We start from the raw sequence: 20,518 nt of genomic DNA, 5'->3' as shown, positions 1-20,518 counted from the left end.
GTTATACGCCCTCTTTTGAGCCACTCCTGCTCCCACCGTGGGCGTATAACTTTGCCATTCCCGCTCCAACTTTCCAACCCTATCAGATAGTTACCGACATTTCTCATGTGATATCTGGAGTTTTGCGAACGGGTTCGTATAACTCCGCTAACATCTGCCTCTTGACTTCGGCTCAAACCGATATACTGTATATAAAAACAGTAAAGGATGACTGGATATGGATATCCCTACCCCGATACCTGCGCAACCAACCCGTTTTTTGGACAAAGTTCGAGGTTTTATTCGCCCGCGAGGCATGGCGTATAAGACAGAGAAAACCTACCTGTTTTGGATCAAACGCTTTATCCGTTTCCATGGCCTCCAACACCCTGAAGCTATGGGCTCTGCAGAAGTCGAAGCATTTCTGTCTCATCTGGTTTTGCAGGCAAACGCCAGCGCCTCTACCCAGAGAGTCGCTTTGAACGCATTGGTGTTTTTATATCGGGAATTCCTGGGCCAACCTCTGGACGATCTGAAGTTCGAGCAATCCAGAAAGCCGGTAAAGCTGCCAACGGTATTCAGTGCGGAAGAAGCCAGATCCGTTATTCACAACCTGAGTGGAGACTACAAGCTTGTGGCCATGCTCCTCTATGGCTCCGGTCTGCGTATCAACGAAGCCCTGCGCCTAAGAGTCAAAGATGTTGATTTTGATATGCAACAGTTGATTGTTCGAAGCGGCAAAGGTGCTAAAGACCGAATTACGCTATTGCCAGACCGTCTCGTCGAGCCGTTAAAGGAACAGATCGATTCCGCGCTGCACCAGCATCAGGCGGATCTTTTGAAAGGATTTGGCTCTGTTTATCTTCCGGCGGGCCTTGCACGCAAATATCCCAATGCCAGTCAGGAGCCCGGCTGGCAGTATATCTTTCCCGCGCAGGAGCTTTCACGGGATCCTCGCTCAAACATTCGCAGGCGCCATCATTTACTGGATCGAACTGTTCAAAAGCACGTTCGCCGAGCTATCCAGGCGGCCAGCATCCGCAAACTCGCGGGCAGTCATACCTTTCGCCACAGTTTTGCCACACGCTTGCTTGAAGCCGGCTATGATCTCCGCACTATCCAGAAACTGCTTGGTCACTCGGATTTGCGCACCACAGAAATCTACACCCACGTTGTTCGCAGGGGCGGTTTTGGTGTGCGTAGCCCGGTTGATGAAGGCTTCTAACTCTCCCAGTTGCTGGCTGGAATCCGCTTAACGTGAATGTGGCTGATAAGCCGGATGGTCGGGCGAACCAGAAATTGAAAGCTGCCGATGATAAACAGCCAGATAGCCGACGTCTCATACTCCGGGAACAGAAACAGGATGCTGCCCACCAGGAACCAGATGGCGATGAAAAAATCGTTGATGATGCTGATCATCTCGTAGCGTCGACGAATGATCAGCTCTTCATGACCCAACTGCAGAGTCAGGGGGTTATCGGTGCGGTCTTCAACCATGTTGCTGGCGATCTCCGGAAGGAACGCGGCGGAAGCGGGGTTCCGCCGCAGTTTGAATTATTGCATATCGCTAAAGGCAGCGTCGGTTCTTGCCGCCAGGATAAAGTCATTTTTGTGCAGTCCGCCGATTTCATGGCTCCACCAGCTCACTGCGACTTTGCCGTACTCCAGAACAACCACAGGATGGTGGTCTTCTTCTTCGGCGAGTTCGCCAATCTTGTTAGTGAACTCCAGGGCCTTCACAAAGTTTTTAAGCTTGTAGACCTTGTGAAGCTGCTCTTCACCGTCAATGTCCAGGATCTCCCAGTCCGGAACATCTTTGTGTAGCTGCTGCTTTTCTTCCTCGGTCGCCTTGGGTGCGTTCGGGCTGCAGGCTTCACAGCTGTGGGCTTTCAGGTCAATCATTTCAACCTCCATGGTTGATGGCTGTACTACAAGCGTGGGTCGGGCTCTTCGCTTTATCAACCCTTCTCTTGAAATCCGGTCGCTTTCCGAATACTGTATATTTAAACAGTATTTCGAGAGTTTTCATCATGAGCGAGCTTCTGAACACGCTGATGCAGGATGCCCGTGTCTGGCAGGGGCACCGTCACACCCGGACCACACAGCCGGCGGAACCAACCGGGTATCAGGTTCTGGATAACCAGCTCGGAGGCCTGGGCTGGCCCCGGGGCGCCCTGAGCGAATGCCTGCTGGATGCACCGGGTATTGGTGAGTTGCATTTGCTGCTGCCGCTCCTACAGCGGCTGTGCGAAGAGGGCAAAAGCGTGTTCTGGCTGAACCCGCCCCACACACCCTATGCCCCTGCCCTGGCTCGGGAGGGTGTGAATCTGGACCAGGTGGTGCTGATCCATACCGAAGATGAGGGCGACTTTCTGTGGACCCTTGAGAACTGCCTGCGCTCACCGGTAACGGGCCTGGTGATGGCCTGGCCGGGGAAACTGGCCTCCCGGGAAGTCCGCCGCCTGCAACTGGCAGCCGAAGCCGGTAGCAACGTGTGCGTTCTGTTCCGGGAGCGGCGCTACGCCGAGCAGAATTCTCCGGCTGCCCTGCGCCTGGAACTCGAACCGGGCGAGCAGCAGGATCTCAAGGTGAATGTACTCAAACGCCGGGGCAGCTGGCCCGGGCAACGCTGTTCACTGGCCATGGCCCAGCGGGCAGACCTCTCATTTCGTGAAACCACCCGGATTATCCGGGGCCCCTGGTCGGGTTCAACCGGGTAATAACGCTCCATGCTCTGGCTTTATCTGCATTTCCCGCACCTGGTGCTGGACCATATTCGCCGCACCCGTGAAGATCAGGGCGCCCTGGTGGTGGTTGAAGGCTCTGGCCAGAAGGTGATTCAGGCCTGCCCTGAGGCCAGGAGCCAGGGTATTCGTAGCGGCATGCGCCTGAAGACTGCCATCAGTCTGGCGCCGGATCTGGGCATGGTGCGTGCCGATGAAACCCAGGAAGCCAGGATTCTGGAAGATCAGGCCCGCTGGCTATACCGCTATGCCGCCCATATTGTATTGGTGCCGCCCGATGGCCTGCTGGCCGAGATTGGCAGCCTGCAGAAGCTCTATGGCGGTCTGCCCGCCGTTTGGCAAACCATGGAGCAGGGGCTGAATGAACGCCAGTTGAATGCCTGGATCGGTATTGGCTATACCCCCTTGGCCGCCCGGCTGATTGCCCGGGCCGGCAAAGGAGAATGCACGGCGGATAAAGGCCATATTCTGCGGACTCTGAGCCAGATGCCTCTGCTGGCAGCGGAATTCAACGACAAGGCCTGTACCCGGCTAAAGCGCCTGGGGCTGAACACTCTGGGGGAGGTGTTTGATTTACCGCCCGGGGAACTGGCCCGGCGCCTGTCTCCGGAACTGCTGGCTTACATCCAGAAAATCCAGGGCACCCGGCCAGATCCCCGCACGCCCTGGCAGCCGCCCCACTCGTTCCGGCAACAGGCGGATTTTGTGCAGGAGATCGAGCATACCCAGGGGCTGCTGTTTCCGCTCCAGCGCATGCTTGCCGAACTGGAAGAGGATCTGTGCTGGCGCCAGCAGGATACCGACAGTCTGCGGCTGGTTCTGAGGCACCGGCATGCAGAGCCAACCCGGCTACAGATCCGCACGTCCGGGCCGGAGCACCGGGCCGATAACTTCCTCAATCTGATTCGCCTGCGGCTGGAGCAGCATTCCCTGAGCGCGCCGGTTATCTCCATGGTTCTGCTGGTGAAGCGCTTCCTTTCCCGTGAAGCACCCTCCGGGCTGGATCTGCTGGGTGAAACACAGGATCTGAATGAAGCCTGGCATACCCTGATCAGCCGGTTGCAGGCGCGTCTTGGCGATCAGGCCCTCAGGCAGCTTTCCCCCCAGGCCGATCACCGCCCGGAACGGGCCTGGTCTGCTTCGGAAGTTCTGCGTAAAACCGGAACGCCGCTAATACCGGCGGCAGAACTGCCCAGGCGGCCGCTCTGGTTGTTGAAAGGTCCGCAACCACTGACTGAAGCGCCAGTTGCCTGGTTTTCCGGGCCAGAGCGCATTAGCGGTGGCTGGTGGGATGGCCAGCGCGTGCATCGGGATTATTACATTGCCCAATTGAACAGCGGCCAGCTGGCCTGGGTCTTCCGGGATGCCCGGGAAGGCTGGTTTGTGCATGGGTGGTTCGGCTGATGTCCGGGCAGCAGTATGCGGAGCTGTTCTGCTTCAGCAATTTCACCTTCCTGACCGGCGCCTCTCATCCTCACGAGTTGGCTGAGCGGGCGCACGAGCTGGGCTACACCGCCCTGGCCATCACCGATGCCTGCTCCGTTGCCGGCATTCCCAGGGCCTGGGCGGCGCTGGCAGACAGCCCGGTCAAACTCATTACCGGCAGCTGGTTTGAGCTGTCGGATGCGCCAGTCGGCACAACCCCGCCCCGTTTTATCCTTCTGGCCCGCACGCGCAAGGGCTATGGCCAGCTTTGCCAGCTGATCACCACTGGTCGTCGCCGGGCCGAGAAAGGCCAGTACCAGCTGTTCTACCGGGATATTGAAACCCACACCCTCGATGACTGCCTGTGCCTGTGGCTGCCCCCCTCACCCACCGAGGTGGACTCCGATCAGGCCCTGGCCTGCGGCGAGTGGCTGGCCCGCCTGTTTGACCCAAGGATCTGGATTGCCGCAGCCCGCACCCTGGAATCCGGCGAGGAGCAGCGGCTAGCGCGGATACGCTGGCTGGCTGACCAGCTGCGCCTTCCCGTTGCTGCCGTGGGCGAGGTGCACATGCACAGCCGGGAGCGCCAGCCCCTGCAGGATGTGCTCACCGCCCTGCGCAACCACACCAATCTGGAAAATGCCGGCCACTGTCTGTTCCAGAATGGAGAGCGATACCTGCGGCCCCTGCCTGTTTTGCAACGGCTGTTTCCGGGGGCCTGGCTGAATGAAACACTTAATATTGCCCGGCAATGCACCTTCGAGCCCGGGAGCCTGCGCTATGAATACCCACCGGACCTGGTGCCGGAAGGCGAAACCCCGGCCGGCTACCTGAAACGGCTGACCCGCGAAGGCGAGCGCCGGCGTTATCCGGAGGGCACGCCGCTGCAGGTACAGAGTCTGATCCGCAAGGAGCTGGGCCTGATCTCGGAGATGAAGTACGAGCATTACTTCCTCACCATCCACGATATCGTGGACTTTGCCCGCAGCCGGGGCATTCTCTGTCAGGGCCGGGGTTCGGCCGCCAATTCTGCCGTCTGTTATTGCCTGGGCATCACCGAAGTGAACCCGGCCCGGGTGGAGCTTCTGTTCGAGCGTTTTATCTCCAAAGACCGCGACGAGCCACCCGATATTGATGTGGATTTCGAGCACGAACGGCGTGAAGAGGTTATCCAGTATATCTACCGGCGTTATAGCCGTGAGCGCGCTGCTCTGGCCGCCACCGTGATCCGTTACCGGCCCCGGAGCGCCATTCGCGATGTCGGCAAAGCCCTGGGGTTTGACCCGGCCCTGGTGGAGCAGTTGCTGGAAGGCATCGACTGGCGGGACAAGGTCACCAGCTGGCGCCAGCAGATTCTGGACAAGAAAATCACCCGCAACCCCCAGGTGGCCGACCAGTTCTTCACCCTGGTCAATACATTGCTGGGCTTCCCCCGGCACCTGTCCCAGCACGTGGGCGGCTTTGTCATCAGCGCCGGGCCACTGGCCGAGCTGGTGCCGGTGGAAAACGCCGCCATGGCCGACCGAACCGTGATCCAGTGGGACAAGGACGACCTGGAAAGCCTGGGCCTGATGAAAGTGGATGTGCTGGCCCTCGGTATGCTGTCGGCCATCCGCAAGGCGCTGGAACTGATCAGCGACGAAAAGGGCCAACCCTTCCGGATACAGGATGTTCCCCAGGAAGATCGGGCCACCTACGCCATGCTTCAGAAAGGCGACAGCATCGGCGTGTTCCAGGTGGAATCCCGGGCCCAGATCAACATGCTCCCGCGCCTGAAACCGGAAACCTATTACGATCTGGTGATTGAAGTCGCCATTGTGCGCCCTGGCCCCATCCAGGGCGACATGGTGCACCCGTACCTGCGCCGGAAACATGGCCTTGAGCCGGTGGACTACCCCAATGATGCTGTACGAAAAGTCCTCGAACGCACCCTGGGCGTGCCGATCTTCCAGGAACAGGTGATCAAGCTGGCCATGGTGGCCGCCGGTTTTTCCGCCGGCGAAGCCGACCAGCTGCGGCGGGCCATGGCAGCCTGGAAATCCCATGGCGACCTGACCCCGTTCCGGGAGAAGCTGATCACCGGCATGCTCGAACGCGGTCACGATGCCGATTTTGCCGAGCGGCTGTATCAGCAGATCTGTGGTTTCGGCGGCTACGGCTTCCCGGAATCCCACGCTGCCAGCTTTGCCCTGCTGGTGTACGTCTCGGCCTGGATCAAACGGCATTACCCGGCCGCCTTTTATTGCGCCCTGCTCAACAGCCAGCCCATGGGATTCTACTCGCCTTCCCAACTGGTGCAGGACGCCCGGCGCCATAGCGTTAACGTGCTTCCGCCGGATGTGAATACCAGCCAGTGGGACCACACCCTGGAAGGCGAGGAACGCCACCTGCGCCTGGGCCTGCGCATCATCCAGGGTTTGTCCGTTAATGGTGCCGAACGCATCCACCAGAACCGGCCAGCCAACGGCTACCGAGCCGCCAGCGAACTTCGCCGCCTGGCCGCCGTGAGCCAGCGGGAGATGGAACTGCTCGCCGGTGCCAACGCCATGCCGGCTTTCACCGCCAATCGCCACCAGGCCTATTGGCAGTTGCTCGACTACGAGCAGCCCATCGAACTGTTTGCCGAAGAAACCACCGTCGACTACCAGCCAGAGTATTGTCACCAACTACCAGAACCGTCCGAAGGCCAGAACGTCCTCGCCGACTATGCCAGCCAGGGCTTAACCCTCCAGCGCCACCCTCTGGCGCTACTTCGGGAACAGGGCCACCTGAAGTTCTGCTTGAGTTCCGAACAGCTGAAAACCACCAAAGCCGGCATCCCGGTTCAGGTCGCCGGGCTCGTTACCGGCCGCCAACGCCCCAGCTCCGCCTCTGGGGTTACCTTCGTCACTCTCGAGGACGAGACCGGCAATGTGAATGTGGTGGTGTGGCTGGAAACGGCACGGCGGCAGCGGAAGCCGTTGTTGACCGCCCGCTTGTTGCATGTGAAGGGGGTTCTGGAGCGCCAGGGGGATATCGTGCATGTGATGGCAGGGAGGCTTTCAGACCTTAGCCATCTGATTCAGTCGTTACCGGTGCATTCCCGGAATTTTCATTAAGTCTGCAACTTGCAGATCAAGTCTGTCGGATTACGGCTTTGCCTAATCCGACCTACGGGGAGCATTGAAGGGCAACTGTAGAGTTCGAAGCGCCATTGCGGAGGCCCTTTCCAGGAATGTCTCCGGCCATGGACGGCCGGAGTCAAGCGCACATGGGTGAGGCCGAGCGTTGATGAAGCGAAGCTTCATGCGACAGCCGAACGACTGCAATCTGTGATTGCAGGCTGGACCCCGCAGGGGTGCTTGTAGCGTTTCCTGGAAGGGGCCTTCGCAATGGTGCCAGCACCAAAATTCGCAGTCTGCAAAAATAAGAAAACCCCGCACCAAGGCGGGGTTTTTGGTACTGCGGCAAGACTATCAGCCCAAAAGCTTGATCATCACACCGGCAGCCACCGCCGAACCAATAACACCAGCCACGTTCGGGCCCATGGCGTGCATCAGCAGGAAGTTGTGCGGATTGGCTTCCAGGCCAACCTTGTTGGATACTCGCGCTGCCATCGGCACCGCGGATACCCCGGCGGAACCGATGAGCGGGTTGATGGGTTCCTTGGTGAACTTGTTCATCAGTTTCGCCATCAGCACACCACAGGCGGTGCCGATACCAAAGGCGATGATACCCAGTGCCAGAATACCCAGAGTCTGGGCATCCAGGAACTTGTCAGCCATCAGCTTGGACCCCACCGAGAGCCCCAGGAAAATGGTGACAATATTGATCAGGGCGTTCTGCGAGGTATCACTCAGGCGCTCGACCACACCACACTCGCGCATCAGGTTACCAAAGCAGAACATACCCAGAAGCGGGGCGGCATCCGGCAGGAAAAGTGCAACCGCGATCAGAACAACGATCGGGAATACAATCTTTTCCAGTTTGCTCACCGGGCGCAACTGGGACATCTTGATTTTGCGCTCTTCCGGTGTCGTCAGGGCTCTCATGATCGGCGGCTGGATCATCGGCACCATCGCCATGTAGGCATAGGCAGAGACCGCAATCGCACCAAGCAGTTGAGGCGCCAGTACGCTGGCCACATAAATCGAAGTGGGGCCATCCGCGCCACCAATGATGCCAATGGCCGCCGCTTCAAGCATGGTGAAATCCAGAATCCCGGTCCAGTCCAGCAGGGCCGCACCCAGCACGGTTCCGAAGATACCGAACTGCGCCGCGGCACCCAGCAGCATGGTCTTGGGGTTGGCCAGCAGTGGACCAAAGTCGGTCATGGCACCAACGCCCATGAAGATAACCAGCGGCCCTACGGTGCTGCCGATCACAACCTGATAGAAGTTGTACATCATGCCATTGGTGTAACCAAAGTCCTGGGCCGCGGCAATCGCCGTTGAAACCTCGCCAGTACTGGCTTCCTTATAGGCATGCTTGAACACCTCCACAACTTCCGGCGTCACTGCCTGGCCGGCCTGGTATGACACATCCAGAATTCCCGCCAACGCTGCCAATACTTCAGGCTTGGCAAAATGAATGGCATTTTCTGCCGCAGACAGGGCCAGCCCTGCCTCCGGAATATTCGCCAGAATGCCACCGAAACCAATCGGCACCAGCAGCAGAGGCTCAAACCCCTTGCGAATCGCAAGGTACAGAAGAAGCAGACCGACCGCGATCATCACTGCCTGGCCCGCTGTCATATTGAACAGGCCACTGCCTGTCCAGAGCGTCAATAATTTATCCATGGAATGCTGGCCCTTATGCGATTGTCAGCATTTCATCATCAGGGGAAACGGCATCACCGACCTTGATGAAGACTTCGCCGATAGTACCGGCCTTGTGTGCGCGGATCTCGGTTTCCATTTTCATGGCCTCGAGAATGACCAGCACATCGCCATCTTCCACGGTGTCCCCCGCAGAGACCAGAACCTTGAAGATGTTGCCACCCAGAGGCGCAACCACCGGCTCACCTTCACCAACCGCAGGAGCCGGTGTGGGAGAAGAGGCCGCCGGGGAAGACGCTGCGCTGCCCTCACCCTGGATCTGGGCAATCTCGCCGCCTTCGGAAACAGCAACCACAAACTTCTTGCCGTTTACCTCAACGGTGTAGGTTTCGGGCCCGTCGGCCTTCTTGGCTGGTGCAGCAGATTCGGCGGTCGGTACCGGCTCAAACGCATCCGGATTACCGCGATTCTCCAGAAACTTCAGACCAATCTGCGGGAACAGGGCGTAAGTCAGCACATCATCTACGGTGTTTTCCGCCAGCTTGATGCCTTTCTCATCGGCCAGCTTCTTGAGCTCGTCGGTCAGCTTGTCCATTTCCGGTTCAATCAGATCAGCCGGACGGCAGGTAACAGGCTCTTTTCCATTCAGAACACGCTCCTGCAATTCCTTGTTCATCGCAGCCGGCGCAGCACCGTACTCACCTTTGAGGATCGCAGAGGTTTCTTTGGAGATGGACTTGTAGCGCTCACCCGTAAGAACGTTCAGTACCGCCTGGGTACCTACGATCTGGGAGGTCGGAGTGACCAGAGGGATGAAGCCCAGGTCTTCACGAACCTTGGGAATCTCGTCCAGAACCTGGTCAAACTTGTCGCTGGCGTTCTGCTCGCGAAGCTGGTTTTCCATGTTGGTCAGCATGCCACCTGGCACCTGGGCAATCAGGATGCGGGAATCGGTACCGCGGAGGCTGCCCTCAAACTTCGCGTACTTCTTACGCACCTGGCGGAAGTAGCTGGCGATCTCTTCTAGCAGGTTCAGGTCCAGGCCTGTGTCACGGTCAGTACCTTCAAGGATCGCAACCACCGCTTCAGTGGGCGAATGACCGTAGGTCATGCTCATTGACGAGATGGCCGTATCCACGTTATCGATACCGGCCTCCGCTGCCTTGATAGCGGTAGCGGTCGACATACCAGTCGTTGCGTGACACTGCATGTGGATCGGAATATGTAATTCTTTCTTTAGACGGCTGACCAGATCATAGGCCACGTAAGGCTTGAGGATGCCCGCCATGTCCTTGATCGCGATGGAGTCCGCCCCCATGTCGGCCACTTCTTTCGCCAGCTCTACCCACATCTCGATGGTGTGGACAGGGCTGGTAGTGTAGGCAATAGTGCCCTGGGCATGCTTACCGGTCTTGCGAACAGCCTTGATAGCGCGGTCCAGATTACGGGGGTCATTCATCGCATCGAAAATACGGAACACGTCCACGCCATTCTCGGCGGCACGCTCACAGAATCGGTCCACTACATCGTCCGCGTAATGCCGGTAACCCAACAGGTTCTGACCCCGCAGAAGCATCTGCTGCTGGGTGTTGGGCATGGCTTTTTTAAGCTCGCGGATTCGCTCCCAGGGATCTTCGCCCAGATAGCGAATGCAGGAATCAAAGGTAGCTCCGCCCCAGGATTCCAGAGACCAGAAGCCGACCTTGTCGAGTTTCTCGGCAATGGGCAGCATGTCGTCAAGCCGCATGCGGGTGGCAAGGAGGGATTGGTGGGCGTCGCGCAGAATAACGTCCGTAATCCCGAGCGGCTTCTTTGTGTCAGTCATCGTGTCAGCCTTCTGTTTAAAGGTTCTGTCTTTTGTCGTGTCACTTCTTGTGGCGTGACCGGAACTTGGCAATCGCCTTTTTGATGGCCTCTGCCGTGTCGGGATCAACCGACGCCGGCGCCTTAGGCTTGGCACGTGGCGCTTTTTTTGGGGTTACCGGCTCTGGCGCAAACCGTCCTATGAGCTTGGACATGATTTGTGTCGCAAAGACCAGAATGATCAGAAACACGAACACGAACCCCATCCCGGCAATCATCAGATCGATGGCTTGTGACATCAGGTCATTCATATCGAACAGCTACCTGTATTGATTTATGTTTCCCCAAAAACATTGCCCGGACTGACCACTTAGACTAAAGTCTAACGCTTTTCCGGCACAATTTGGGCGGCAAAATCTTGCGTAATTTACCGTTTTCAATGGCCCCGGGCAACCTGAATAAAGATTGCCATAAGGAGTTTCCGAAGCTCTTGCCCGGGATCGCAAACGCCCCGACTGCGGCATAAAACCCTATTCAGGCATACCGCACGCGTATTTTCCGGCCTTTGACCCTGCCGCTTTCCAGCCTCGACAAAGCCCTAGCCGCCTGTGACTTTTCAACAGCCACAAAACACTGATGATCAAACAGGTCAATCTTGCCAACCGCACTTCCGGGAATGCCGGCCTCTCCGGTTAACGCGCCCAGCACATCACCCGGGCGTATTTTGTCTTTGCGGCCGCCGGCAATGCACAGTGTTCGCATGGCCGGAACCACCGGTTTTACGGGGGTGGCCATAAGCGATTCTGTATCTCCCCAAACGACGCTGCGCCCCCGCTCGGATTCAAGCCGGCTGACCTTGTGCCCCTGGGCCGGCGTGCAGAAGGTTACCGCGTGGCCCTGCTCCCCTGCCCGCCCGGTACGACCGATGCGGTGCGTATGCACCTCGGGGTCTCGGGCTGGCTCCGCATTAATAACAAGGGGCAGCGACTTGATATCCAGGCCGCGGGCGGCGACATCCGTGGCAACCAGAATCGAACAGCTTTGATTACCAAAACGTACCAGCACACTGTCCCGATCCTTTTGATCCAGATCACCATGTAACGCCAGCGCGGAAAACCCGCGCCCCCCCAGATCACCCGCCATCTCGTCACACTGCTGCTTGGTGGTACAGAAGACAATGCAGGATTCAGGCTGCCTTGCAGAGAGCAGTGCCACTACGGCATCCATCTTGAGTTGGGGCGACACCTCGTAGAACAGCTCTTCAATATCCGGGTTTTCGCCCGTGGCTTCTGCCCGCACATCCACCGGGTCTTTCTGGTATTGCTTGCTGAGTTCACGTATCGGCGCAGGCCAGGTTGCCGAGAACATCAGGGTCTGGCGGAAAGACGGAGTCTTCGACAGGATGTCCTCCATGGCCTCCTGAAACCCCATATCCAGCATCCGGTCTGCCTCATCAAGAACCACGGTTTTCAGGCGAGCGAGCGAAAGGGTCTCCTTGTGCAGATGATCCTGGATGCGGCCCGGCGTACCCACAACAATATGCGCGCCGTGGCTGAGCGAGCCGATCTGGGGCCCGATAGCCACCCCCCCGCACAGGGTCAGTATCTTGACGTTATCCCGGGCCCGGGCCAACTCCCTCAACGCCTTGGCCACCTGATCCGCCAGTTCCCGGGTGGGGCACAGAACCAATGACTGCACAGCAAACAGCCCAGGGTTCAGCCGCTCGATCAGGCTGATACCAAACGCAGCCGTCTTGCCACTCCCGGTTTTCGCCATGGCAATAACATCCTTGCCGGAAAGGCCCGGTGGCAGCGCCTTTTCCTGAATCTCCGTGGGTTTTTCAAAACCCAACTGTTCAAGATTTGCGCGCATGGCGGAAGACAAACCGAAGTCGTTGAAAGAAGACATAGAAGAAAATCCCGGAATCAGCGGAAGCTGGTTATGAAGGCAATAATGAGGGCGTATAATAGCTGCAGATTGTACCAGAATCCGCAACCAATAACGGAGTTACTGATGGCATCCCTTCAGGATCAATTGCTGAAAGCCGGCCTTGCCGATGAAAAAAAGGCCAAGACCATTCGCAGCGAAAAGCGCAAGCAACGCAAGCAGCAACCCAAGGGCGCGGTTCAGGTCAGCGAGGCTGAAACCCGGGCACGCCAGGCCCGCGAAGAGAAGGCAGAGCGGGATCGCCAGCTCAACCTTGAACGCCAGCAGGCCGCCGAGAAGAAGGCCATCCAGGCCCAGATCCGTCAACTGGTCGAAACCAATCGTCTGGACCGAAGCCGGGGGGAAACATCCTATCAGTTTGTCCACGACAAGAAGATCAAGAAGATTTTTGTTGATGAAAAAATGGTCGATCAGCTTTCCCGCGGCCGGCTGGCTATTGTCTATGTCAACGACAATTACGAGATCGTGGCAGAGGGCGTTGCCAGGAAGGTTATGGAACGTGATGAAAAAGCCGTTATCGTGCTCCACGATCGCAAGACCGACGACGCGGGAGAAGATGATCCCTATGCCGGTTATGAGATCCCTGATGACCTGATGTGGTAACCCGACCCCCTGGTTCTGATAGCATTCAGAGCCAGAGCCCCCTCATTCCGTATCGCATTCAAAATACTCCTGGTAAACATCTGTAACTGTAAAGTTCTGGAAAACGCAGCCGTAAAACGACTTAATATAAGTCAAACAAAAGCTACCTTTGCCGCCTTTGCGTATCACGAATGCCACCGGGCTTTTCTCTGGATACGTGGATCGGTACAGGTCAAAACGGCAAACCTCACACCCTCCAGGGACATGACCACAATGCGTTTTCGAGAACTCCTCACCAACCTGACCATTCGAACCCGGCTGTCCAGCGGCTTCGCCATCCTGCTGTTGCTGACCATTTTGGTGGGCCTTGTGGGTGACCGCGCCCTTGACAGCTATAGCCAGAGATCAAACATCGTTGCCATGCTCGGGCAAGTAAATACCCGGCTTACCGAAGCCCGCGTTGAAGAAAAAAACTTCCTGCTGACAGGCGAGGCCAGCGCCGTTCAGGACGTTCAGGCCCGGGGTGATCGTGTTCTTGAGTTAACCGGTAAAATCAGGCCTATGCTGGTCGCTGACGAAGACATCGCCAGGCTGGACAGCATTCAGTCCGATGTTAAACAGTATCAGCAGCTCATGGCTCAGGTTGAGAGCAATATCAGTGCGCGGGAAGAAGCCCTGAAGCGCCTCGAGACCAGCGCCAGAATCCTGGGGTCATCCCTGAAGGCCCAGAGCTCGCTGTTCTTTGCGTCCGCAATTTTCGAGGATATGCGCCGGTCAGAGCGGCAATTCCTGATCGAGCATGACGACGCCAGCGTCAAGACCTTTCTGGGCGACGCCAAACGGGTTCAGGGCCCCGTAAAATCGGCGGCCATTACTGCGGAGGAAAAAGAACAGATCAACGCAGCCCTCGACACTTATGTCAGCGAATTCCAGACCGTTGTTGAGCTGATCCAGAGCGGCAAGCGTTTATCGGAGCAAATGGTCACCAGAGCCAGAAGCGCCATCGAGTCTGCAAACAGCCTTCGTGTGCTGCAGTCCGGGAAGATGGAAGCTGATCGTCAGCAGGCAACCTGGCTGATCTATGGCGCGACCGGAATCGCGCTGGTGCTGGGCATACTGATGGCCTACCTGATTACCCGGGCAATCGTCACGCCGCTCAACCAGGCAGTAAGCGTGGCCAGTGAGGTTGCCTCCGGTAATCTGACGGTCGACATCAACACCGCCGGAACCAACGAAATCGGCCGGCTGATGGCTGCACTTGCAACCATGGTCACCAGCCTTCGGGAGCTGGTCCGAAGCATCGAATCCGGCGCCGCCAATATCGCGGCCTCCTCTGAGCAACTGTCTACCGTTACCAGCCAGACAAGTGACGGCATTCATCGCCAGAAGCAGGAGACCGATCAGGTTGCAACGGCCATGAACGAGATGACCGCGACGGTCAGCGACATCGCGCGCAGCGCCGAACAGGCCTTCACGGTGGCAACGGATGCTGCCAGTCAGGCGAGCGACGGGGAGCGCGAAGTGGGGGAAACGGTGAATCAGGTGAATGATCTGGCCCGGGAAGTCAGCCAGAGCATGGAAACCATTCAAGGCCTGCAAAAGGAAACAGCCAACATCGGTGCCGTTCTGGACGTCATTAAATCCGTGGCGGAGCAGACCAACCTTCTTGCCCTGAACGCCGCCATAGAGGCCGCGCGCGCCGGCGAGCAGGGCCGCGGGTTTGCGGTGGTTGCCGATGAGGTGCGCTCCCTGGCCCAGCGGACCCAGTCATCAGCACAGGAAATCGAAACCCTGGTAACCTCACTTCAGAACAGTGCCGGAGATTCGGTGTCCGCCATGGAATCCAGCACCACAATGGCTTCCAACACCCTGCAACGCGCCAAAGCAACGGGCGCAACGATTGAGCGCATTGCGCGGGCGGTTGAAGACATCAAACAATACAACAGCCAGATTGCCACAGCGTCCGAGCAACAGACCTCGGTGGCCGAAGAGATCAGCCAGAACATTACCAGCATCCGGGATGTTACCGATCAGTCCGCAGCCTCATCCAACCAGACCGCCAGCTCCAGCAGTGAACTCGCGAGACTGGTGTGAGGGGACACTTAGTATGGGAAAAGCGGGACTACCTATAAACAATCTGGGAAGAGATGGGACGGAACCTGCAATGACGGGACTTTCAGAGCGATTTGATGTCGCAGATTTCGAACGTCGCCGCGTCAGATAGATCGGGCAATTTTCGGGCGTGGCGTCGCATAGTTTGCGAACACTATGACGAACCGGAAAAGGCACCTTTACGTCTCTTTTAACGCCCGTTTTCCCGACCGAATTTTTGCATGTTGTTACTAGACATTCAGCCTGTTTTTTTTGAAGCCGGTCTACCAGGTCGACTAACGTGCCCACCTGCTGGCGAAGCTGGCGCAACTCTCGGTGCAGCTTATGGTCAGACGCACGCCGGCCATGGCTGCTCTCGTCCGCGTCCGGGCGGTCTTCCTCTCGGCGCCCCTGATTGATATTGCCGCCTATCACCACGGTGCCGCTGTTGCCTGTGATATCACCCACCGCGATTCCTACAGGCCTCTCTTTCTCCCCTTTCTTGCGCCGACTCTTTTCGAATATCTCTTTGATCTCTTTTTCTACATCGTCACTCATTGGTTACACCTTAATAATGCAGTGCCTCTAACGGAAAGCTGCTAAGTCTATGATGTTACTTACAGTCTCATGATCCACCTGCTCCTTGCGGCTGACGAAGTGCCTGTATAGCACGCGAACTAGGCGGGCCTTGTTCGCCGGGTCCAGGGTCAGGCCCCGATCGTCCAGCTCCTCAAACGTGGTGTGCGCCACGTGCTCCAAAAGATCCAGGTCCAGTTCGCCCTGAGATTCGCTCTCTGCTGAGCGAGCCTCAGGGCGGCCTTCCCCAGTCGCTATCCACTCTAGACGGACACCTGCCGCTGCTGCCAGCCCCGCCATGGCGCTGAAAGATGGAGGGCTCTGCTCACGGATATAGCGGTAGAGCATGTCATCGGATACCCCGGCAGCTTTTGCCGCGCTAGCTCTAGTTCCAACCTTGCTGGCCGCAGTCTTTATTCGTGTTCCGATTCCGGATGCGAGATTTGGGAAACCTGTTCCGATTCCTGCGTCCTGTTCCGATTCTTTCCTTTTACCAGGCATATCAATAACCTATATCTTGCTCTATAACTGCGCTCCGAAATCTAGAATCGGAACAATATCTAGCTCTTGACGTACTAGAACAAATGCGGCTATTCTTCGCTCATGGCTTTAGGTCATTACCTACAAATACCGACCAAGGATCTTTAGACATGAGCGAATCACGCAAGCCAAAAAAAGCGGCGCCAGAAGACTGGCACCGCGCCGACATTGTTGCGGCACTGCGCAAGGCTGGTTGGAGCCTGCGTCAGTTAGCGCTACATCACGGCTACTCGTCGCCCACCACCCTGACTGCTGCGTTGGATCGTCGCTGGCCAAAGGGGCAGGCATTAATTGCGGATGCGATCGGTATTGAACCGGCCAAAATCTGGCCAAGCCGGTATGCCAAAAACGCTTCACGCACCGCCTCCAAGAATAACACCAATTCGGGGGTGCAAGCTGCAACCAACTGTAAAGCGCAGAGAGCGGCGGCATGAGTCGGACTCCATCCATGTTTAACGCTCAGCCTAAGGGGCGGCCCTGCAGTTGCCTAGATGCAGAGCAGCGCGGTGATTGGAGTGCCGGTTTTGCCAGGGGGTACAAATGACACGTAAGCGCTGGAAGCCGGTTCAGCCGCAGACCATGCAGCACGCGATCCGGCTGTGCCTGGACTACGCCGTGCACAAGCACAACCGCAGCGTGGCCCGGGTGGCCGACCTGATCGGCACCTCAGAGTGGACGGTTTACAAGTGGATGAGTGAGGGCTCTATCCCGAGCAAACGGATCCGCCCCTTCGAGTTTGCCTGTGACGCCACGTTCGTTACCCGCTACATCGCCAGCAGTGCCCAGAAGCTGGTGATTGATATCCCTTCGGGACGATCGGGCAACCAGGACGAACTGCTGGACCTGCAGAACCAGCTGAACGAGTCCGTGTCGCTGCTGACCCGGTTTTACCGGGGCGAGGCCGAAGCCGAAGACGTGCTGCAGGGGGTGACCTGTGCGATGCAGCAGCTGGCCGGTCACCGAGAAAACGTTGTTAAGCATGAAGCCCCGGAACTGGGTCTGTTTGATGAGGCGAGGAACCCCAATGAGTAGACGATACACCCCTAAGGAGTTGGCGGGCCTTCCGGGCATGCCGACCACTGAACGTGGCGTGAACGGCTGGGGTGAAAAGGGGGTCCTCCAGCGCCACAAACGCCTGAAAGGAAAGGGCTGGGAGTATGAGTTTGCTTCGCTTCCTGAGAAAACGCAGGAAGCCATTGAGGAACGCGAAGCCATCATCGCCGCTCAGGCCCGGATCGAGACCCTGGCTGAAGCCTCACTGACCAGCCGGGCGCCGGACCCCCGAGAAGAGGCCCGGGCCTATGCCCGCACACTGCGGGCGGAACAGGAGGCTGGCGAGGAGGCCCGGCGCCAGCGCAAGCAGGAAGGCATGAAACGTTTCGCCTCGCTGCCGGCGGACAGTGATAAACGTCTGCGCGCCAAGGCCAGAGAGTCGCTGCTGCTCACCCTGTGGGACTACCAGCGCCGCCGCGGCCTGACCCTGCGCCCGGCGCTCGCCCAGTTCGCCGAGCTGGCCAACGCCGGAGAAGTGGCCCTTCCGGACTCCGTCTGGCAATGGATGCCCCATGTCCGGGGCCGCCGGGCGCTGAGCGCCGGCACCATCAAGCGCTGGCACTACGACTACCGGGCGGAGGGTATCTGGGGCCTGGTAGACGGCTACGGTGCCCGCAAGGGCCAGTCCAAGGTGCTGCAGATCGACGGCCTCGCGGATGTGATCAAGGGCCTGCTGCTGGAGCAGCCGCACATCACCCCCAAGAAGGTCAAGCAGTACGTGGCGGCGAAGCACCCCGAGAAGGACCTGATCTCGCTCAAGAGCTACGAGCGGTTCATGAAGCAATGGAAGTCTGACAACGCCCAGGCCTACACCTACGCCACCAACCCGGACGCGTGGAAGAACCAGTACATGGCGGCGGTGGGCTCCCACCATGAGCGGGTGGAGCGCCTCAACCAGGTGTGGGAGCTGGACTCCACTCCGGGGGACTGGCTGCTCTCGGACGGGCGACACAGCGTCATCGGCTGCATCGATCTCTACTCACGTCGCTTCAAGCTGTATGTGTCCAAGAGTTCGACCGCAATGGCCGTTTGCCAGGTCTATCGCCGCTCAGTCCTGGCCTGGGGCATCAACGAAATCGCCCGCACCGACAACGGCAAGGACTACGTGAGCCACCAGTTCACCTCAGTGCTGCGCGACCTGGAAGTGGACCAGGAGCTCTGCGCCCCGTTCGCCTCCGAAGAGAAAGGCACGGTTGAGCGCGCTTTCCGCACCATGAGCCACGGCATCCTGGACCTGCTGCCTGGGTTTATCGGGCACAACGTCGCCGAGCGCAAGGTGATCGAGGCCCGCAAGAGCTTCGCCAAGCGGATCATGACGCCGGGTGAAACCGTCGAGGTCTCCATGAGCAGCGACGAGCTGCAGAAGGTCCTCGACCAGTGGTGCCAGGTATACCACCACACGCCGCACAGCGGGCTGGAGAACCGGACACCCTTTGAGGTGGCCACCAACTGGACAGGCCCGGTACGGCGCATCACCGACGAGCGGGCGCTGGACCTGCTGCTGGCCGAGGTGGGCGGTACCCGTGTGATCGGCAAGAAAGGTCTGCGGTTCGAGGGCCACCTCTACGATGCGCCGGAGCTGTTCGAGCACGTGGGCCGTGAAGCGGTACTGAAGCGGGACGAGTCTGACATTGGCCGGCTGTACGTCTACGTCGAGGGCGAGTTTGTGGCCATCGCCGAGTGCGCCGAGCTACTGGGCATCTCCCGTCAGGAGCGGGCGGCTGCCACCAAGGCGGCGCAGAAGCGGTTCCTGGCAGTCCAGCAGAAAGAGTTCAAGCGGGTACGCAAGGACATCGACAAGAACATCGGCCAGACCGTGCTCGACTACCAGCTGGCGCAGATCGAGAACGTCGAAGCGCTGCCTCGTCCCAGCGAGGAGTACGCCCCGAATGGCCTGCGCGAGGCCGGCCGTGCCGCCCGCGCCGACCTGCCGCCCCAGGCGGAGCCCCTCGACGGCGCTCAGGACGATGCCCGCCAGCAACTGGCCGCTGAACTGGCCGCCGCCAACTCGACACCCACCGTGCTGGAAGCGGACAACCCGAAGCGGCGGTACCAGCGCTGGGTTCGGCTGGACCAGCGGGTGAACAACGGCGAGCGCCTGGCCGAAGGCGACCAGAAATTCCACAACAGCTACCGGGGGACGGACGAATACCGCTCTATGAAGGGCTTTTTCGAGGACTTCAATCTGGATGTAAACGGGTATTGAAAGGCAAGAAAACGCCCGTGTAAGGGCACGGGCGCAATCACTACTGCAACAACGGAGTAAAGCATGAACCAACCGCAAAACGTAGTCAATCTCGGCTCGGGCGTCACCACCGCCCCCTTGCAAAATGTGGCGCTGTGCAACGGCGCACTGGAGCGGGCCATGAACCGGCCGGCACACCTGCCGGGCCTGGTGGCCTTCTATGGCCCCTCCGGCTGGGGCAAGTCCACAGCGGCGGCCTACTGCGCCAACAAACACCGCGCCTATTACGTGGAGTGCAAGAGCTCCTGGACCAAGAAAGCGCTGCTCTCGGCGATTCTCTCCGAAATGGGCATCGCCCCGGCCAAGACGCTGTACGAGATGGCTGACCAGATCAGCGAGCAACTGGTGCTGTCCCAGCGCCCGCTGATCGTCGACGAGATGGACCACATCGTCAGCAAGAAGGCGGTGGAGGTGATCCGGGACATCTACGAGGGTTCCAACGCCGCCATCCTGCTGATTGGTGAGGAGCTGCTGCCCGCCAAGCTGCGCGAGTGGGAACGCTTTCACAACCGCATGCTGGCGTGGGTACCGGCCCAGCCCTGCGACCTGGATGACACCCGGGCGCTGGCACGGATGTACTGCCACGAGGTCGCGATTGCCGATGACCTGCTGGCAAAGATCCAGGACGTCAGCCGCGGGGCCGCCCGCCGGATCTGCGTAAACCTCGAAAGCGTGCGCCAGGGAGCGCTGACCAACGGCCTGGATTCGATGGACCTGGATGCCTGGGGCAATCGCCCCCTCTACAGCGGCGATGCGCCGAAGCGGAGGGTGTAACC

Annotated in this window: 18 protein-coding genes; 10 read left to right on the top strand and 8 right to left on the bottom strand. The window is 58.7% G+C overall.

Features of this window, described 5'->3' with window-relative positions; genetic code table 11:
* The first annotated feature begins 217 nt into the window (after positions 1 to 217).
* On the top strand, positions 218 to 1,204 hold the full coding sequence (locus msub_RS01085; RefSeq protein ID WP_048494315.1) for an integron integrase: 987 nt from the start codon (positions 218 to 220) through the stop codon (positions 1,202 to 1,204).
* Here the strand turns inward: msub_RS01085 and msub_RS01080 are convergent.
* The gene (locus msub_RS01080) at positions 1,201 to 1,476 is read right to left on the bottom strand and encodes a YrhK family protein (protein ID WP_048494314.1); all 276 of its coding nucleotides are present in this window, start codon (positions 1,474 to 1,476) and stop codon (positions 1,201 to 1,203) included. The two genes, msub_RS01085 and msub_RS01080, sit on opposite strands and share 4 nt — an antisense overlap.
* 57 nt (positions 1,477 to 1,533) lie before the next feature.
* Entirely contained in the window at positions 1,534 to 1,881 is a 348-nt protein-coding gene (locus msub_RS01075; RefSeq protein WP_048494313.1) for a 4a-hydroxytetrahydrobiopterin dehydratase, read from the bottom strand.
* A 128-nt stretch (positions 1,882 to 2,009) separates the two neighbouring features.
* On the opposite strand from msub_RS01075, the gene imuA reads away from it, so the two are divergent.
* From imuA to msub_RS01060, 3 genes are read left to right on the top strand one after another with little or no spacing between them, the layout of a single operon-like run.
* The gene (imuA, locus tag msub_RS01070; protein ID WP_048494312.1) at positions 2,010 to 2,699 is read left to right on the top strand and encodes a translesion DNA synthesis-associated protein ImuA; all 690 of its coding nucleotides are present in this window, start codon (positions 2,010 to 2,012) and stop codon (positions 2,697 to 2,699) included.
* 9 nt (positions 2,700 to 2,708) lie between these two features.
* Positions 2,709 to 4,127, top strand: a complete 1,419-nt coding sequence (locus tag msub_RS01065; RefSeq protein ID WP_048494311.1) for a Y-family DNA polymerase — start codon at positions 2,709 to 2,711, stop codon at positions 4,125 to 4,127.
* Positions 4,127 to 7,246 carry an error-prone DNA polymerase gene (locus msub_RS01060; RefSeq protein ID WP_048494310.1) on the top strand — a complete coding sequence of 1,040 codons (3,120 nt, stop codon included), beginning with the start codon at positions 4,127 to 4,129 and terminating at the stop codon, positions 7,244 to 7,246. Before msub_RS01065 ends, msub_RS01060 begins: the two co-directional genes overlap by 1 nt.
* Before the next feature lie 357 nt (positions 7,247 to 7,603).
* On the opposite strand, the gene msub_RS01055 is transcribed toward msub_RS01060, so the two are convergent.
* The 4 genes from msub_RS01055 to dbpA form a co-directional block, all read right to left on the bottom strand.
* Positions 7,604 to 8,926: a sodium ion-translocating decarboxylase subunit beta gene (locus tag msub_RS01055; RefSeq protein ID WP_048494309.1), complete on the bottom strand. Its 1,323-nt coding sequence runs from the start codon at positions 8,924 to 8,926 to the stop codon at positions 7,604 to 7,606.
* A 13-nt stretch (positions 8,927 to 8,939) separates the two neighbouring features.
* Entirely contained in the window at positions 8,940 to 10,730 is a 1,791-nt protein-coding gene (gene oadA / locus msub_RS01050; protein WP_048494308.1) for a sodium-extruding oxaloacetate decarboxylase subunit alpha, read from the bottom strand.
* 40 nt (positions 10,731 to 10,770) lie between these two features.
* The gene (locus msub_RS01045) at positions 10,771 to 11,019 is read right to left on the bottom strand and encodes an OadG family protein (protein ID WP_048494307.1); all 249 of its coding nucleotides are present in this window, start codon (positions 11,017 to 11,019) and stop codon (positions 10,771 to 10,773) included.
* Between the two features lie 223 nt (positions 11,020 to 11,242).
* Positions 11,243 to 12,616: an ATP-dependent RNA helicase DbpA gene (gene dbpA / locus msub_RS01040; protein ID WP_048494306.1), complete on the bottom strand. Its 1,374-nt coding sequence runs from the start codon at positions 12,614 to 12,616 to the stop codon at positions 11,243 to 11,245.
* 105 nt (positions 12,617 to 12,721) lie between these two features.
* Here dbpA and msub_RS01035 point away from each other — a divergent pair, with 105 nt between their 5' ends.
* Together msub_RS01035 and msub_RS01030 are read left to right on the top strand one after the other, a co-directional pair.
* Positions 12,722 to 13,258 carry a DUF2058 domain-containing protein gene (locus msub_RS01035; RefSeq protein ID WP_048494305.1) on the top strand — a complete coding sequence of 179 codons (537 nt, stop codon included), beginning with the start codon at positions 12,722 to 12,724 and terminating at the stop codon, positions 13,256 to 13,258.
* A gap of 252 nt (positions 13,259 to 13,510) precedes the next feature.
* On the top strand, positions 13,511 to 15,331 hold the full coding sequence (locus msub_RS01030; RefSeq protein ID WP_048494304.1) for a methyl-accepting chemotaxis protein: 1,821 nt from the start codon (positions 13,511 to 13,513) through the stop codon (positions 15,329 to 15,331).
* Here the strand turns inward: msub_RS01030 and msub_RS21430 are convergent.
* Both msub_RS21430 and msub_RS01020 read right to left on the bottom strand, forming a co-directional pair.
* The gene (locus tag msub_RS21430) at positions 15,281 to 15,886 is read right to left on the bottom strand and encodes a hypothetical protein (RefSeq protein WP_156182696.1); all 606 of its coding nucleotides are present in this window, start codon (positions 15,884 to 15,886) and stop codon (positions 15,281 to 15,283) included. The genes msub_RS01030 and msub_RS21430 overlap by 51 nt on opposite strands.
* 27 nt (positions 15,887 to 15,913) lie before the next feature.
* Positions 15,914 to 16,252, bottom strand: coding sequence for a hypothetical protein (locus msub_RS01020; RefSeq protein WP_197083765.1), 339 nt, complete (start codon positions 16,250 to 16,252; stop codon positions 15,914 to 15,916).
* A 302-nt stretch (positions 16,253 to 16,554) separates the two neighbouring features.
* Here msub_RS01020 and msub_RS01015 point away from each other — a divergent pair, with 302 nt between their 5' ends.
* From msub_RS01015 to msub_RS01000, 4 genes are all read left to right on the top strand, one after another.
* On the top strand, positions 16,555 to 16,878 hold the full coding sequence (locus msub_RS01015; protein ID WP_048494302.1) for a helix-turn-helix domain-containing protein: 324 nt from the start codon (positions 16,555 to 16,557) through the stop codon (positions 16,876 to 16,878).
* 106 nt (positions 16,879 to 16,984) lie between these two features.
* Complete coding sequence (locus msub_RS01010; RefSeq protein ID WP_048494301.1) at positions 16,985 to 17,476, top strand: hypothetical protein; 492 nt, start codon at positions 16,985 to 16,987, stop codon at positions 17,474 to 17,476.
* Positions 17,469 to 19,703 (top strand): DDE-type integrase/transposase/recombinase, encoded by a 2,235-nt coding sequence (locus msub_RS01005; protein WP_197083764.1) that lies wholly within the window; start codon positions 17,469 to 17,471, stop codon positions 19,701 to 19,703. Before msub_RS01010 ends, msub_RS01005 begins: the two co-directional genes overlap by 8 nt.
* Before the next feature lie 63 nt (positions 19,704 to 19,766).
* A complete protein-coding gene (locus msub_RS01000) occupies positions 19,767 to 20,516 on the top strand; it encodes an AAA family ATPase (RefSeq protein ID WP_048494299.1) in 750 nt (249 codons plus the stop codon).
* Positions 20,517 to 20,518: the final 2 nt, after the last annotated feature.

It is taken from the genome of Marinobacter subterrani, assembly GCF_001045555.1.
Classification (GTDB): domain Bacteria; phylum Pseudomonadota; class Gammaproteobacteria; order Pseudomonadales; family Oleiphilaceae; genus Marinobacter; species Marinobacter subterrani.
Note: the sequence above shows the minus strand (reverse complement) of the source record. Positions and strands in the feature narration are given on the sequence as shown.